The organism is Anabaena sp. WA102, assembly GCF_001277295.1.
In the GTDB taxonomy this organism is placed as follows: Bacteria; Cyanobacteriota; Cyanobacteriia; order Cyanobacteriales; family Nostocaceae; genus Dolichospermum; species Dolichospermum heterosporum.
In genome coordinates this window covers 1,158,337-1,172,662 of the sequence record NZ_CP011456.1, presented here as the reverse complement: position 1 = coordinate 1,172,662, position 14,326 = coordinate 1,158,337, and the positions used below count along the sequence as shown (strand labels likewise).

Genomic DNA, 14,326 nt, shown 5'->3' with positions numbered 1-14,326 from the left:
GGTCCTATGAAAACCTTCAATAAAAGCAAAATCAAAATGCCAGTCTGGGTAGTCGAGAATGGTAAAAAGCGACTACGACAAGACTATCTCACCACTGAAGAACCGTTAGAAATTCGCTTAGTCTCCTCACGTTGCACCGTAGCTATTACCATGCGTACCCCAGGGGCAGATTTTGCTTTAGCGGCTGGCTTCCTCTATAATGAAGGTGTGATTAGTTGTAAACAAGATATTCAAACCATCAGCTATTGTGTAGATGAAAATATTGATGGTGAACAACGCTACAACATCGTTAATGTAGAATTACGTCCAGGGTTAATTGTAGACTTACAACCTTTAGAACGACATTTTTACACCAATAGTGCCTGTGGAGTCTGCGGTAAAGCCAGTATTGAGGCTTTGAGGCTGCGGGGTTATCCGATGATTGCTGCTGAAATGATGGTGACACCTAAGTTACTCTACAGTCTACCTGATCAGTTGCGGGCTGCTCAAGGTGTCTTCAATGCTACAGGGGGGTTGCACGCTGCGGCGGTTTTCGATATGCAAGGACAACTTTTAAATTTACAAGAAGATATAGGCAGACACAATGCTCTAGATAAATTAATTGGCACTGCTTTATTAAGTTGTGATTTACCTTTTCATAATCATATTATTATGGTTAGCGGACGTTCTAGTCTTGAAATTTTACAGAAGTCTATAGCGGCTAGAGTACCTATTGTTTGTTCTGTGTCTGCTCCTAGTAGTTTAGCTGTGTCTATGGCGCGGGAATTTGGTATTACTTTAATTGGTTTTCTGCGTGGGGAACGATTTAACGTTTATTCTGGCATAGAGAGAATTTTTACTACCTAAGGGACTTCCAATTAAAAAAATACCCAAAAATTTCTTGTGGTGCGGGACGAATTGCCCGCTAATCATCAAGGACGGGCAGGATGCCCATCCCACAAAATTGGGCAATTTATTTTTTGGTGTTCCCTAACAGTGTAAGTAGTCGGACAAAATTAAATTCACTCGTTGAGAGAGGGAACAGGGAACAGGAAAAACTCATGTTTAAAAACATGAGATTGAAATAATGACACGGTCACTGAGCGGTGTCGAAGTGCTGTTTTTTTCGTGCTGCGCATCTTTTAAAAACATCCTTTTTTTGACTGAGCTTTAAACTGGTGCAACTTTTGTTTCTTATTTGCTCCCTGTTCCCTGTTCCCTGTTCCCTGTTCCCTGTTCCCTGTTCCCTTCTTTTGTAAACTCTGACTTAACCCGCACCTGTGGTATAATATTTCATCCAATAGTCTTTTGTTGTTGATATAATTGCTTAAACAGAGCTTGCTGTTGTTTATGATCAACAATGGGCTGGGGATAATTTGTTCCATAATAATCTAACGGGGGAATTTTCCCAGTTACCAAGTATTCTGGAGATACATAACGCAATTCAGGTATCCACTGACGAATATATTCTGCTTCGGCATCAAATTTTTGGGTTTGACTCGCAGGGTTAAAAATCCGTAATGGTTGAGGGTCCATACCACTAGAAGCACTCCATTGCCAGCCTCCATTATTAGCAGATAAATCACCATCAATGAGTTTCTGCATAAAATATTTTTCTCCCCATTGGGGGTTAATAATTAGATCTTTAGTCAAAAAACTGGCAACAATCATTCTACATCTGTTGTGCATCCAGCCAGTTTCATTTAATTGACGCATGGCGGCATCTACTATAGGATAGCCGGTTTTTCCTTCACACCAAGCTTGAAAATACTTTTCGTTATTTTGCCAAGGGAAGGTTTTAAAAGTGTCTCTATATGCACCCTTAGCTAATTCTGGAAAATGGTACATAGCGTGTTGATAAAATTCCCGCCATGCTAATTCCTTTTGCCATGTTTGGATACTGGCATTTACTTCTTCACTGTTACTATTTTCCAGTGCTTCTATCGTAGTTTGCCAAATAGTTCTAATACCAATGACACCAAACTTCAAAGCGGCACTTAATTGAGATGTACCATCAATTGCGGGGAAATTCCGCTGTTCTTGGTATTCATTAATAGCAGATTTGGCAAAATTATCTAATTTTTCTTGTGCTGCTAATTCTCCGGGAGAAATTATTAATTCTGCATCCCAAATAAAACCTAAATCTGCGGCAGAAGGTAAATTAATAGTTCCTGTGAGTTGAGAAATTTCTTGTTCTTCCGCTGTTAAATTTTCCAGATTTGCTAAAGTTTTAACTGGTTTAGCTTTAGATTTAGTAATCCAATTTTTCCAGAAAGGAGTATAAACAGTATAGGGAGTTTTTGCACCGCTAAAAATTTCTGTTGGTGAATGCAATAACTGATCCCAATTGTCGTTAAGAAATTCAATTCCTTGAGTTTCCAAAGCCTCAATTACTGCTAAATCTCGTGTTTGGGAATAGGGTTCAACATCCCAATTCCAAAATACGGCTTTTGCTTTTAATGCTGTTGCTAATTTGGGAATTGCAATCACAGGATCATTTTGCAAAATTAATAATTGACTACCTGCTTGCTGATATCTTTCCTGAAGAGATTGCAAACAGCCAATCATATATTCTACCCTAACGGGGGCAATATCATCACTTTGGAGAATTTGGGGATCTAGACAAAATACACCTACAATCTTCGCACTTTTTTCTCTAGCCGCAGCTAGTCCTGTATGATCAGAAATGCGTAAATCTCGACGATGCCAAAACAGAATTAAATCAGACATTGAGTATTAATATAGTTCTGATGTACTAAAATAGATTATACCAATTTTATATGAAACTGCTCAGAATAATTATCATCCGTATTCATCGGCGTTTATCCGCGTTTATCTGCGGTCAATTATTCTTAAAATCTTACTTTCCGCAGCCTCAATTTAAATTATACTACATTCCTAGTCAGAGACTAGGAACGAGGTGTGGTAGGGATTTGAGCTTAAGTTGACACCAATGAAGCTCTTGCTTTACCCCTACAGATCTGGGTTCTTTGTCATTTGGCAAAAGTTTAAATCTCACCCGTATTTAGTATAGTATGACACCAAACTTGCACAACCCGACCTGTAACTTCTTGACCAAACCAAGGAGTATTATAAGCAAGTGTCTGGAGATTTGCCTTGTTTATATGCCAAGTTTGCAACGGATTAAATAAAGTTAATTCGGCTATTTCCCCGGCTTGAATGGCTTTAACTTCTTGTTGCAAACAAGCTGCTGGTTGATGACTCAAAACGCGCCATAATTCTGAAGCTGTAAATTCTCCAGTGGTGACGAGATTTTGCCAAAGCAGGGGTAATGCTAATTCTAAACCAATTGCCCCCGGTGGTGATTCCCCAAAGGCTTGAACTTTTTCTTCATAAGTATAAGGTGCGTGATCAATAGCGATCGCATCTATGATCCCAGTTCGCACAGCATCCCGTAAGCATAACATATCTTGGTGGTTTCCCAAGGGCGGATCTAAATGTAAGGATGTGTGATAGCTTCTAATAGCTGTTGTATCTAATAAAATGTGCATCCAGGTTGTACTAGCGGTAATGGGAAGACCTTGAGCTTTAGCTTTAGCAATTAATTCTACACTACGAGCAGTAGAAACACGCATAATATGAACTGGTGTACCAATATCCGCGACTAATTCTAATAAAGCGGCAATTGCTGTTGTTTCCGCACTAACTGGAATGGGAGATAAACCTATTCGCAAGGCTTCTGCACCGTCTCTGATTTTACCATTAGCGGCCAAATGGCGATCGCAAGGCCAAAAAGCCACAGGTTTACCAAAGGGTTGAAGATACTCCAAAATCCGTCTGACTATCCCCAAATTCTCCCAAGGTTTAGCATCAGTAAAACCCACAACCCCCGCTGCGGCTAAATCTGCTACCTCTGTTAATTGTTTACCTGCTAGATCTAAGGTAATTGCTCCCCAGATATGCAAATGGGGAGAAGCTTTTCCTCTATCTCTCTGTTGCTGTAACTGTGCTACTAAAGCAGGTTTATCAATGGGTGGTGATGTATCTGGTAAAACACCCACTCTAGTAAAACCACCCGCTTTAGCAGCTTGTAAGAAAGAACTTAAAGTTTCTCGTTCTTCAAATCCAGGTTCGCCTGAATGACTATATAAATCAACTAATCCAGCACCAAGAATTAAACCTTGACAATCACGAATAGAAGTATCGGCACTAAAATCTGTAATTTGCGGAGCGACAGCTTGGATATAACCATCAATAATTAATACATCTGCTACGGTATCAGTTTTCTGAACAGGATCAATTACTCTTACTTGTTTTAATAGTTCTTTAGTCATTGGTCATTAGTCATTGGTCATTAGTCATTGGTCATTGGTCATTGGTCATTGGTCATTGGAAAAATTCTTTCTCACTCCCCCTACTCCCCCTACTCCCCCTACTCCCCCTACTCCCCCTACTCCCCCTACTCCCCCTACTCCCCCTACTCCCCCCACTCCCCTACTCCCCCACTCCCTAAACCAGGAGTTTAAAAGAGGTAAATACAGATTTACAACCTATGCAGCAAATTCAAGCCATGCGAATCAGTACCACAGGTGCTAAATAAATTAAATTTTTCCGCTAATTGTTGAACTTCCTCAGTTTCCACCACACTAGGTTTCCAAGGTTTGGGGTTATTGTAAGCGTAGAAAGTTTCAACACCATCAATACCATCACCCGCAGCCGCAGGAATGAGGTCAAAATGCGATCGCCTATATCGGGCTGGGTGAGCAAGTACCGCTAGTCCTCCCGCTTCATGAACAGCTTTAATAACGTTAACTGCTTGATAAGCCTTACCTGTGCTAGGAATTTTTTGTAAATATGGCTGCATACTGGGATGTTCTGACTCAAAAGCATAAGCCAGAATGTGAACTTCATTATCCAGCAGATTGGCATTAATTTCTGCACCACTCCACAGATATGGAGCATGAGCATCAGGATTACGCCATTTCCAATCTTCTAACCAAACCAGGGCTGCTTGGTAGCCACTAATACTATGATGATCAGTGATAGCTAACCCTTTTAAACCAATTGCGATCGCTTGACCCATCAAATCACCCGGTTTTAGTTTGCCATCGGAGTGAACCGTGTGCATATGAAAATTAAATAACTGGGGACAACTTTGTGCATCAATGCGTTGGAATACTTGCTTTAGTAGTTCCTTAGAAACAGTAGTCCGGGCAAAATTTATAACCATAACCCCTCTACACAAAAATTACATTCTTCTCAAAACACCAACACGCCACACTTGTAAACGAGATATAACTAATACCACTAACCAGTAAATACAGATACTTCCTCAACGGCACCAATTCATTTTTGCAATATGTTAAGACTACGTTAGCAAATATTAACGCTGATGGCGATGAGTATTTTTGATTACTTCCATCAAGAGAATATAAATTTTGCGTATAGTTTCTATCTGTTTACCGCCATTGTCACCACAAACTGATCAATTCACCTGCTCCATTGATCACTTCACCAATTACATTAGCAGAGATATCCTGAGATTGAAAATGAGTAATTACCTGTTCTGCTTGCTGAGGTGGAACTAATAACACAAAGCCAATACCCATATTGAATGTATTATACATAGCCTCAGCACCTACAGAACCAGCCGCAGCTAACCAATGGAATACAGGGGGAACAGTCCAACTATCAGGAATCATCTTAATTGATTGACCCTTGCTTAAACATCTTGGTAAATTTTCTGGTAAACCACCGCCAGTAATGTGAGCCATGCCATGAACTTCTAAACCTGATTGCAACGCAGCTAAAACAGATTTTACATAAATGCGTGTAGGTGTAAGCAAAGTTTCCCCAATAGATGCACCATTGAATAAATCTGGGGTATCAGTCCAAGCAAAACCACCATCACTGACAATTTTTCTGACCAAACTCAAACCATTACTATGGACACCTGAACTAGCTAAACCGATAGCTACGTCCCCCACCTGCACCTGAGAACCATCCAACATTCGGCTTTTTTCCACAATTCCCACGCAAAAACCAGCCAAGTCGTATTCACCAACCTGGTAAAAACCGGGCATTTCCGCCGTTTCTCCCCCCAATAAAGCCGAACCCGCCAATTTACAACCAGTAGCTATCCCCGCTACCACCTGAGTTAATTGTTCCTTATCTAACTTACCTGTAGCCACATAATCTAGAAAAAACAGCGGTTCTGCACCCGATGTCAACACATCATTAACGCACATCCCCACCAAATCTATGCCCACAGTATCATGACGGTTGAGAATTTGAGCTATTTTCAGCTTTGTCCCCACACCATCTGTCCCCGAAACTAAAACTGGTTCTTTGTAACCTGTAGGCAGTTGAAAGCAACCACCAAAGCCACCCAGTCCCCCCAAAACCTCTTTTCTAAAAGTGCTGTGAACCAAATTGCGAATTTGATCTACAAAAGCTCTACCTGCTTCCACATCAACGCCTGCATCCCGATAATCCATGCCTAACTACACCGTTATCAATTCATAACTTTAGGTTATTATTATCACACAATTTAGCTGATAAAACCTCTTCTGATCAGGAAAATGCCATTCGTACGACCCAATTCATTCGCAATCAAGCGATAAGACATTGCATTGAACATAATTTAAAACCTGATACAGCACCTCTTGATGTTATGAGGTACAGTTTTTTATCGCCAAACTCGTAGGGGCGCAGGGCCTGCGCCCTCCATTATTGTTGTTGTCAAAAAATCTCCATGAAACTAGCACCGCAAGGCGGAAGTCAAAAGTCAAAAGTCAAAGGTCAAAAATAATATGGCGTAAGCTTTTTAGTGATTGAGAATGGTTGTTTTATTTACGCCGTGCTGTACTAGTAGTTCGTCAAATTTATTTATTTTGACGGGTAATGACCGGAAAAAACTTCTGTTCTTCCCTCCCCTACCCCCCTACCTCCCCTACCCCCCCTACCTCCCCTACCCCCCCTACCTCCCCTACCCCCCCTACCTCCCCTACCCCCCTACCTCCCCTACCCCCCCTACCTCCCCTACCCCCCTACCTCCCCTACCCCCTTCTCCCCCTACTTCCCTCCACCCGTCATTTTCGGGTTGACAGACTACTAGAATCCCCGTCTTTTTAGCAATACAACAGAGGGCGGGGTTTCCCCGCCCCTACAGGCTTTACGATTTGCTAAGAGACTTCCAAGAAATAAATTATCCTAAGAAACGAACCACAGAGGCACAGAGTACACAGAGAGAGAATTTCTGCATCAGTTTTGGGACATTTTTTTATTTGGAAGTCTCTAAATGGATCTCACAAAGAGTGCATACCGCTATAACCAATTACCAACTACCTATTTGACAAACTTAGGCATAATTTCCGCAGCCGTAAATAAGCCAGAAATGCCCCGTTGACGCAATTCTTGAGCAGCTTTAAGATAACCGAAGGCAGGACCACACACATTGGCAGCCATACTAGTTTCATCCCCTAACGTGAAGGTATGAGTAGATATTTTTCCCTCAAAAGTGCGTCCAGTGATTTTCACATTTGTACTCAGGGGCTTTTTGGCGTTACGGGTATCAACTACACCGCCAACCGTGACTCTATCCCGTGAACAAATTCCCGCCACCTCTAACATCACATCATCGGCGTGTTCCATATTTTCCAAGGTTAACACCCCATCGGTCTGATCAAGTAACGCTTCTACCTCTGCGTCAGTCATGGCTCTAGCGGCTTCTACACTATAACCGGGCATATGACCAATATCTTCTCTCACAGTGGCGCGGTAGGCTTCCCAGTTAGCAATTCCCACACCAAAGGTAATGACCACATTGTGAATTTCCGCATAACTTTGGGCAGCTAAAGCGGCAGCAGCGGTTAATAGCCCAGGAGTAGCACCACAGCCAGTCATGTAGGTAATGCCGGCGGCTTGCAGTTCATCTTTCATGGATAGGAGTTGTTCGACTGCACTGGTGCGTTTAATGGCATCTACCAGAACACCCTGCCAACCGGCTTGAATAAATTCTTTGGCAACAGAGGGGATAAAGTCATTGGGGAGGTTGGGTAAAGCCAGGAAATAACCATCTACAGTGTCACCAGTGACTTGAATTAAATCCTGAATACTGTTGTTGCTTAATGTACCAAATGCTTCTAAATGACCGATTGTACCTTGATTTTGGTAAGTAGTAATACAAGATTGGGTGTTTAAGCCCTCAGTGGAGTAAGCATAGCCATTTTGGTCGGCGACGGCGACAAGAATCATTTCTCGTTTGCTGGAAAGGAGTTTTGCGGCTGCCTGTCCAAGTCCGCCAAAACCCAGGACTCCAACGCGGATAGGTTGGTTTGTTAGTGGTGTGTTCATAGTGATTTTTGTAAGGCGTATAAACCTAAATTTCCGTATAATAGCTAGTTATGTTGGAAAAATCTAGAGGTTTCCAAGTAAACGAGGTTTAAGAAGGCTGTTCTATTTTGCTTCAATCATCTAAACGTAATAATTTGCGGTAAAAGGATTTAGAAAAATCCGTGATTTTATTCCGCTTATAGTTTTCCATTAGTTCAATTAAAAAACTAATAAATTCAAAACTTGGCATCATGACTTCATAGGTTAATTCAGACGTAGAATCAAACTGTAACCGGCAAACGGTTAAGTCGGAGGGTAAGGTAGGATCATTCCAAGTGGCAACGAAGGGAACATTTTCACTACCTTCTATTTTGCGGTGTCCTTCTAACTCACGTTTTTTATAAAGAGTGATGGCATAGGGTAACAAATTCCGCTTATTACCCTGAATATAGGGTAGATACACGATAGATTGTTGCTGACTTGCAGGTTGGAGTTTATCAAAAAACGTATTACCAGTCATTGTTATATATTCCTTAAGTTAGCATGATATGGGGCTATTTTAGCCTTGATATTAGAGGCAGAGCCTCATCAACTGCATTCCTAGTCAGAGACTAGGAACGAGATGTGGTAGGGATTTGAGCTTAAGTTGACACCATTGAGCTTTTGCTTTACCCATACAAATCTAGGTTTTTCGTAATTTCTTAAAAGTCCATATCCCAACCGTGTTGAGTATATTTTAAACTACAGATGCTATTGCTTTGAGGGCAAAAATTTTCTCAATTATATCTTCAACTACCTTATCCGGTGTTGAAGCACCAGAAGTCACACCAACTTTAATTTCTCCTGCTGGTAGCCAATTTTCTGCAATTACTAATTCTCCTGTTAACTGCCGATGTTCAATGTTATTAATTGATTGAATCCGTTCTCCACAATCAATGTGATAGGAGGGAATACCTCGATCAAAGGCAATTTGTTGTAGTTGAGTAGTATTGGATGAGTTAAACCCACCAATAACTATGATTAAATCTACATTTTCTTCGACTAATTCTAACATAGCATCTTGACGTTCTTGAGTGGCATCACAGATGGTATTGAAATTTTGAAAATGCTGATTCAATTCTGTTGGTCCATATTTCTGCATCATTGTATGCTCCAGCATTTTACCGATTTGTTCGGTTTCACCTTTGAGCATGGTTGTTTGGTTAGCAATTCCTACTCGTTGTAAGTCTTGATCAGGGTCAAATCCTGCTGAACAGGCTTTGGAAAATTTGGCTAAAAATTCTTCACGATCGCCACCATTGAGAATATAATTAATGACATATTCTGCTTCTTTTATGTTTAAAACAATCAAATATTTCCCGGCAAAGGAACTGGTGGCAACTGTTTCTTCATGCTTATATTTTCCGTGAATAATTGAAGTATAATCACCTTTTTTGTGCTTTTCTACGGTGTTCCATACTTTGGATACCCAGGGGCAGGTAGTATCAACAATTTGGCAACCTTTATCATGCAATATTTGCATTTCTTGAACACTTGCACCAAAGGCTGGTAAAATTACTACGTCACCACTATTAACAACAGAAAAGTCTTTCAGTTTGTCAATAACGGGAATAAATTCTACTTGCATTTCTTGCATTCGTTTATTCACAGATGGATTGTGAATAATTTCGTTGGTAATCCAAATCTGTTCTGTGGGAAAATGTTGCCGGGTTTCATAAGCCATAGCTACAGCCCTTTCTACACCCCAACAAAAACCAAATGCTTGTGCTAGTTGGATGGTGACATTACCACGTTTGATGGTGTAGTTGCGATCGCGGATTTCCTGAATTAAGTTACTCTGAAACTCAGATTGTAACTTGGTAGCGACTTCCGCTTGATGACCAAAACCTTTGCGATTGTAATTGTCTGAATGTTGGAGGCTACGTTTAAAAGCTTTTGTATCCATTTTAGATTGACCACTAATAATTACTATCTTTGATTTTCTCGTGTTTCGAGGTGATTTAGATGGAAAATTTGGATTTATATCCTAGTTTTTGAGTTGATATTTTTAGGTTTAGTTGCTTGGGATGTTATTTGTTGGTTAGTATACATCTGTAAGGCAGTCCGCCAAACGAGATAACCTGGGGGACTCAGATGCAAACCATCGGTGGTAAAATCTGACCGAAGATTACCTTGTTTATCGGTGAATAAGGGATGTAAATTCAGATATTTCACCCCTTTTTCAGTAGCGAGATTATTCAATTCCTGATTCAAATTACGAATCCGAGGATTGGGAATTGCTAGGAGTTTTTCTTTTCCTTCCCAAGTTATCCCCTCCTCACCATGGGGCAAAATTGACTGAACGACAATTTCTGTTTGGGGGTGTTTTCTTTGCAAATAACTGATAATTTGCTGATAATTAGCTAAAATTTCCTGATCATCTAACCCGCGAATTAGATCATTAATGCCCACCATAATGAAAATCTTTTCCGGTTTGGTGCGATCAAAAAAATCTAATCTTTGCAGTAATCCATTGCTAACTTCCCCGGATATGCCCTGATTTAGCCAGCTTCTATCCTCAGGTAATAACTCCGGTGGAAACCATAAACTCAGAGAATCTCCCGCTAGTATGGTTAATCGCTGGGGATTTTTCCTAGCAGTTATTTTAGCTTCTTGCTTGAGAATATCCAACCATTGGGGATAACTGAGTTTATGACGGGGTCCTAATTCTGGTGCTACATATTGATTTTTCCAGTTCAGGTTAACTGGTTCTGAGGGATCTGGAATAGCTGTGGTTGCTAACACAGGGGTTAGCTTTTGCTGTCGCCAAATCAATAAGACGACCGCTAACATTAGGATAATATTAGTTAACAGTGCGAATAGTCCCCAGACAGGAAAAGTTTTTACACGATTAGACACGACGAAGAAACATTACGGATATTGAGTTTAATTGTAAATCTGTCAGTTGTCAGTTGTTAGTTGTTATTGGGAAGAAAAATATTCTCCCCTACTCCCCTGCCTTTTACTTATTAGAAATCCGATCTGCAAATTCGGAGTTATAACCTTCTTCCCCGTGTTCGTTGATATCCAAGCCTTGATCTTCGGTTTGATCTGGGACTCGTAAACCAACTGTAGCAGCAATAATTTTCAGAATGATCCAAGTTCCTACACCAGCAATAATATAGGCTATGGCGATCGCTGCTAGTTCCACAAATAATTCACCGAAGTTACCGCGCAATACCCCATCTTTACCACCGCTATTCACTTCAGTTGTGGCAAAGATAGCTGTTAGAATCGCCCCGATAGTACCTCCAACACCATGTACAGGATAGGTATCTAGAGCATCATCAACCCGCAATTTGTGCTTGAAACTGACAGCATAGAAGCAGACGACGGAGGTAATGAAACCAGTTAAAATTGCGGCTACAGGGGTGACAAATCCTGCCCCTGGGGTGATTCCCACTAAACCGGCGACTGCACCTGTGGCTGCGCCAACTGCGGTGGGTTTTCCCCGTAATGTAGCTTCTAGAATCAACCACATCAACGCCCCGGCGGCAGCGGATGTATTAGTAGCAACAAAGGCGACTGTGGCTACCGTGCCAGCGGATAAGGCACTACCAGCATTAAAGCCAAACCAACCAAACCAAAGTAAGCCGGCACCCAACAAAATAAAGGGGACGTTATGGGGAGGGCTAAGACGATCTGGATAGTTTTTTCTCGGACCGAGGACAATTGCGGCTACCAGTGCCGAAATACCGGAACTAATATGCACTACTGTACCACCAGCAAAGTCTAGAGCGCCGATGCCGCCGTATAAACCTAAGAATCCTCCCTTTGCCCAAACCATGTGTGCTAGAGGTGTGTAGATAAAGGTTGACCACAGGACTACAAATAGGCAATAGGCACGGAAACTCATGCGTTCGGCGATCGCTCCCGAAATTAAAGCTGGGGTGATAATTGCAAACATGGCTTGATAGATCATGAATGCTTGATGGGGAATTGTCCCCGCATAGGAAACTACCTCCGCAGGGGCTGAACCTTGCAGATAACCTGTGGTTTCTACACCAACACCATTTAACCCCAGCCATTGTAAACCACCAATGAAGGGTAAACCAGGGGCAAAGGAAAGACTATAACCCCAAAGAACCCAGGTGACTCCCACAATCGCCATCAACACAAAACTCATCATCAATGTGTTGAGAATATTGTGCGATCGCACAAACCCACCATAAAAGAATGCTAATCCCGGTGTCATTAGCATTACTAAAGCTGAGGAAATCAGCATAAATGCTGTGTCACCTGTATTCGGACTAGGCACGGTTGCTGAGGTTTCTGCCCAAGCATTTCCTGTTAACAACCCTACCAGTAAAAATAGAGTTAAACACCCAATGATAGTCAATTTTCTGAACACTTATTTTCATTCCTCTGTGTCTACGATATTTGTCTTCATTCAATACAATTCGTAGTATTTGCTACTTTTTTTTTCTGTCTTAAAAGCTACTCAACTTCTAATTTTCCAGTAAGTTTAACAAAAATCTTATGTTTTATGCGGGTTATATTTACAAAGTTATTTATTTTCTGATGCAATAGCCACATATTGCACTGACGCAGACTACAGTCCGGTAACAATTTTATTCTTCTTTCTTCTTCTTTCTGACTCCTGATAGCGCAGCGTGGCGTTAGCCACACTCCTGACTGGGCGCAGGCCCTGCGCCCCTACCTCCTGACTGCCCCTATATAGCAACTCAATTGTTGGCAGATTCTTGAATATCGGATTTAGGTACAGCACTAGGTATTAATTCAGAAATTGGAGTTGAGTTTACTGGTGATGCTAATTTAGGTACTTCTTGGGATATTTCCACAGGTGTAATTACACTAGCATTACTGACATAATAGCCAAATATTTTATCATAATTAGAGGCAACTGCTAAAAATACCCCACCTAAAATATATATTGGTAACGGAACAGGAACAGAAAAACCTCGTAACCACTTAAAAAATTCCGCCAAAGCAAACAGAATAAAAAAACATATAAGCCAAACACTCATCATTGCATCTGCTCCATACCAAGTCATCTTTTCACTTAATTTTAGTTGGAAATTTGTTGGGTTTCCTTGTGCCAACCCAACTTACAATAAATTAAGGGCGTTGCATGATTAAGGGTATGAATTTTAGTCTCACGCAAAGGCGCAATCACGCTTCGTGATCTCGAAGAGTAGACGCAAAGGTAAGATTTTTAAAGGTTCAATTTGGAAATTTCATACCTCGATTCAGCAACGCCTTAAGGAATCAAAACTTGTAACTCAAAAGTTGAACTTCCGTTTTTTCTGGCAAACTCTGAGAATTAACTAATACAGAATCATTGTTACTGCGGCGGACATTAATATTCACACTCTGCATCAAAGTTAGAAAATCATCTACTGGAGTAATGTCGCACTTGCCACTTTCAGCAGCTTGAGTCCGATAATGGGTAGGAATAACTAACTTAGGATTTAAGACATCAATTGCCTGTTTTGCTTCTTGATGATTATACGCTTTATCACTGCCGCCAACGGGAATAAATAATACATCAGGACGACCCATGAGAATTTTTTGTTCTAGGGTAATCGGTGCAGCAGAACCCCCCAAATGTAGCAGATTAATGCCACCTTGGTTTAATTTCCAGGCTATATTTTGCCCAAATTGTTTTCCACCCTTACGATCATGGTCTGTGGTAATTCCCTGAAATTTAACGCCCCGAAACTCATAGACACCCGGTTTATAAACTAATTTGGGATTTCCTGGTATTTTATCTATTGCCCCTTCATCCAATAATTGACTACTAATTAATACCAAATCTGATGCAACATTTGGGAGACGATATTTAGCTGTACAACCCAAATTGCTAAAGGGATTAATCAAAATTTTGACCTTACCATTGGTCAATAAAAAGCAGGTATGACCTAACCACTGAATTGATACACCACTAGATTGGGCATTTACTGGAACTTGATCACCTAAATTAGTAACTATAGCCGTTATTAAACCCGCCCCAGCGTAGCCTATCAATTGTCGTCGTTTCATAAGAATACTC

Annotated in this window: 12 protein-coding genes; 1 reads left to right on the top strand and 11 read right to left on the bottom strand. The window is 41.0% G+C overall.

Annotated features, from left to right (window positions below; genetic code table 11):
* The first annotated feature begins 6 nt into the window (after positions 1 to 6).
* Entirely contained in the window at positions 7 to 846 is an 840-nt protein-coding gene (fdhD, locus tag AA650_RS04820) for a formate dehydrogenase accessory sulfurtransferase FdhD (protein ID WP_053538183.1), read from the top strand.
* Between the two features lie 426 nt (positions 847 to 1,272).
* Here fdhD and AA650_RS04815 read toward each other — a convergent pair whose 3' ends face one another.
* The 11 genes from AA650_RS04815 to AA650_RS04765 form a co-directional block, all read right to left on the bottom strand.
* The gene (locus AA650_RS04815) at positions 1,273 to 2,709 is read right to left on the bottom strand and encodes an FAD-binding domain-containing protein (protein ID WP_053538182.1); all 1,437 of its coding nucleotides are present in this window, start codon (positions 2,707 to 2,709) and stop codon (positions 1,273 to 1,275) included.
* 278 nt (positions 2,710 to 2,987) lie between these two features.
* Positions 2,988 to 4,274, bottom strand: coding sequence for a dihydroorotase (locus AA650_RS04810; protein ID WP_053538181.1), 1,287 nt, complete (start codon positions 4,272 to 4,274; stop codon positions 2,988 to 2,990).
* Positions 4,275 to 4,483: 209 nt separating this feature from the next.
* Positions 4,484 to 5,170: a PHP domain-containing protein gene (locus AA650_RS04805; RefSeq protein ID WP_053538180.1), complete on the bottom strand. Its 687-nt coding sequence runs from the start codon at positions 5,168 to 5,170 to the stop codon at positions 4,484 to 4,486.
* A gap of 241 nt (positions 5,171 to 5,411) precedes the next feature.
* Positions 5,412 to 6,437, bottom strand: a complete 1,026-nt coding sequence (gene purM, locus AA650_RS04800; protein WP_053538179.1) for a phosphoribosylformylglycinamidine cyclo-ligase — start codon at positions 6,435 to 6,437, stop codon at positions 5,412 to 5,414.
* An 850-nt stretch (positions 6,438 to 7,287) separates the two neighbouring features.
* Positions 7,288 to 8,295 (bottom strand): (S)-8-amino-7-oxononanoate synthase BioU, encoded by a 1,008-nt coding sequence (bioU, locus tag AA650_RS04795; protein ID WP_053538178.1) that lies wholly within the window; start codon positions 8,293 to 8,295, stop codon positions 7,288 to 7,290.
* Positions 8,296 to 8,407: 112 nt separating this feature from the next.
* Entirely contained in the window at positions 8,408 to 8,794 is a 387-nt protein-coding gene (ebsA, locus tag AA650_RS04790) for a type IV pilus biogenesis protein EbsA (protein ID WP_027402523.1), read from the bottom strand.
* 216 nt (positions 8,795 to 9,010) lie between these two features.
* On the bottom strand, positions 9,011 to 10,219 hold the full coding sequence (locus AA650_RS04785) for a 4-hydroxy-3-methylbut-2-enyl diphosphate reductase (protein WP_053538177.1): 1,209 nt from the start codon (positions 10,217 to 10,219) through the stop codon (positions 9,011 to 9,013).
* Positions 10,220 to 10,293: 74 nt separating this feature from the next.
* Positions 10,294 to 11,172 (bottom strand): SGNH/GDSL hydrolase family protein, encoded by an 879-nt coding sequence (locus tag AA650_RS04780; RefSeq protein WP_081424146.1) that lies wholly within the window; start codon positions 11,170 to 11,172, stop codon positions 10,294 to 10,296.
* 103 nt (positions 11,173 to 11,275) lie between these two features.
* Positions 11,276 to 12,664 carry an ammonium transporter gene (locus AA650_RS04775; protein WP_053538175.1) on the bottom strand — a complete coding sequence of 463 codons (1,389 nt, stop codon included), beginning with the start codon at positions 12,662 to 12,664 and terminating at the stop codon, positions 11,276 to 11,278.
* Between the two features lie 334 nt (positions 12,665 to 12,998).
* Positions 12,999 to 13,301 (bottom strand): hypothetical protein, encoded by a 303-nt coding sequence (locus tag AA650_RS04770; RefSeq protein ID WP_053541188.1) that lies wholly within the window; start codon positions 13,299 to 13,301, stop codon positions 12,999 to 13,001.
* 241 nt (positions 13,302 to 13,542) lie between these two features.
* On the bottom strand, positions 13,543 to 14,316 hold the full coding sequence (locus AA650_RS04765; RefSeq protein ID WP_027402518.1) for an MBL fold metallo-hydrolase: 774 nt from the start codon (positions 14,314 to 14,316) through the stop codon (positions 13,543 to 13,545).
* Positions 14,317 to 14,326: the final 10 nt, after the last annotated feature.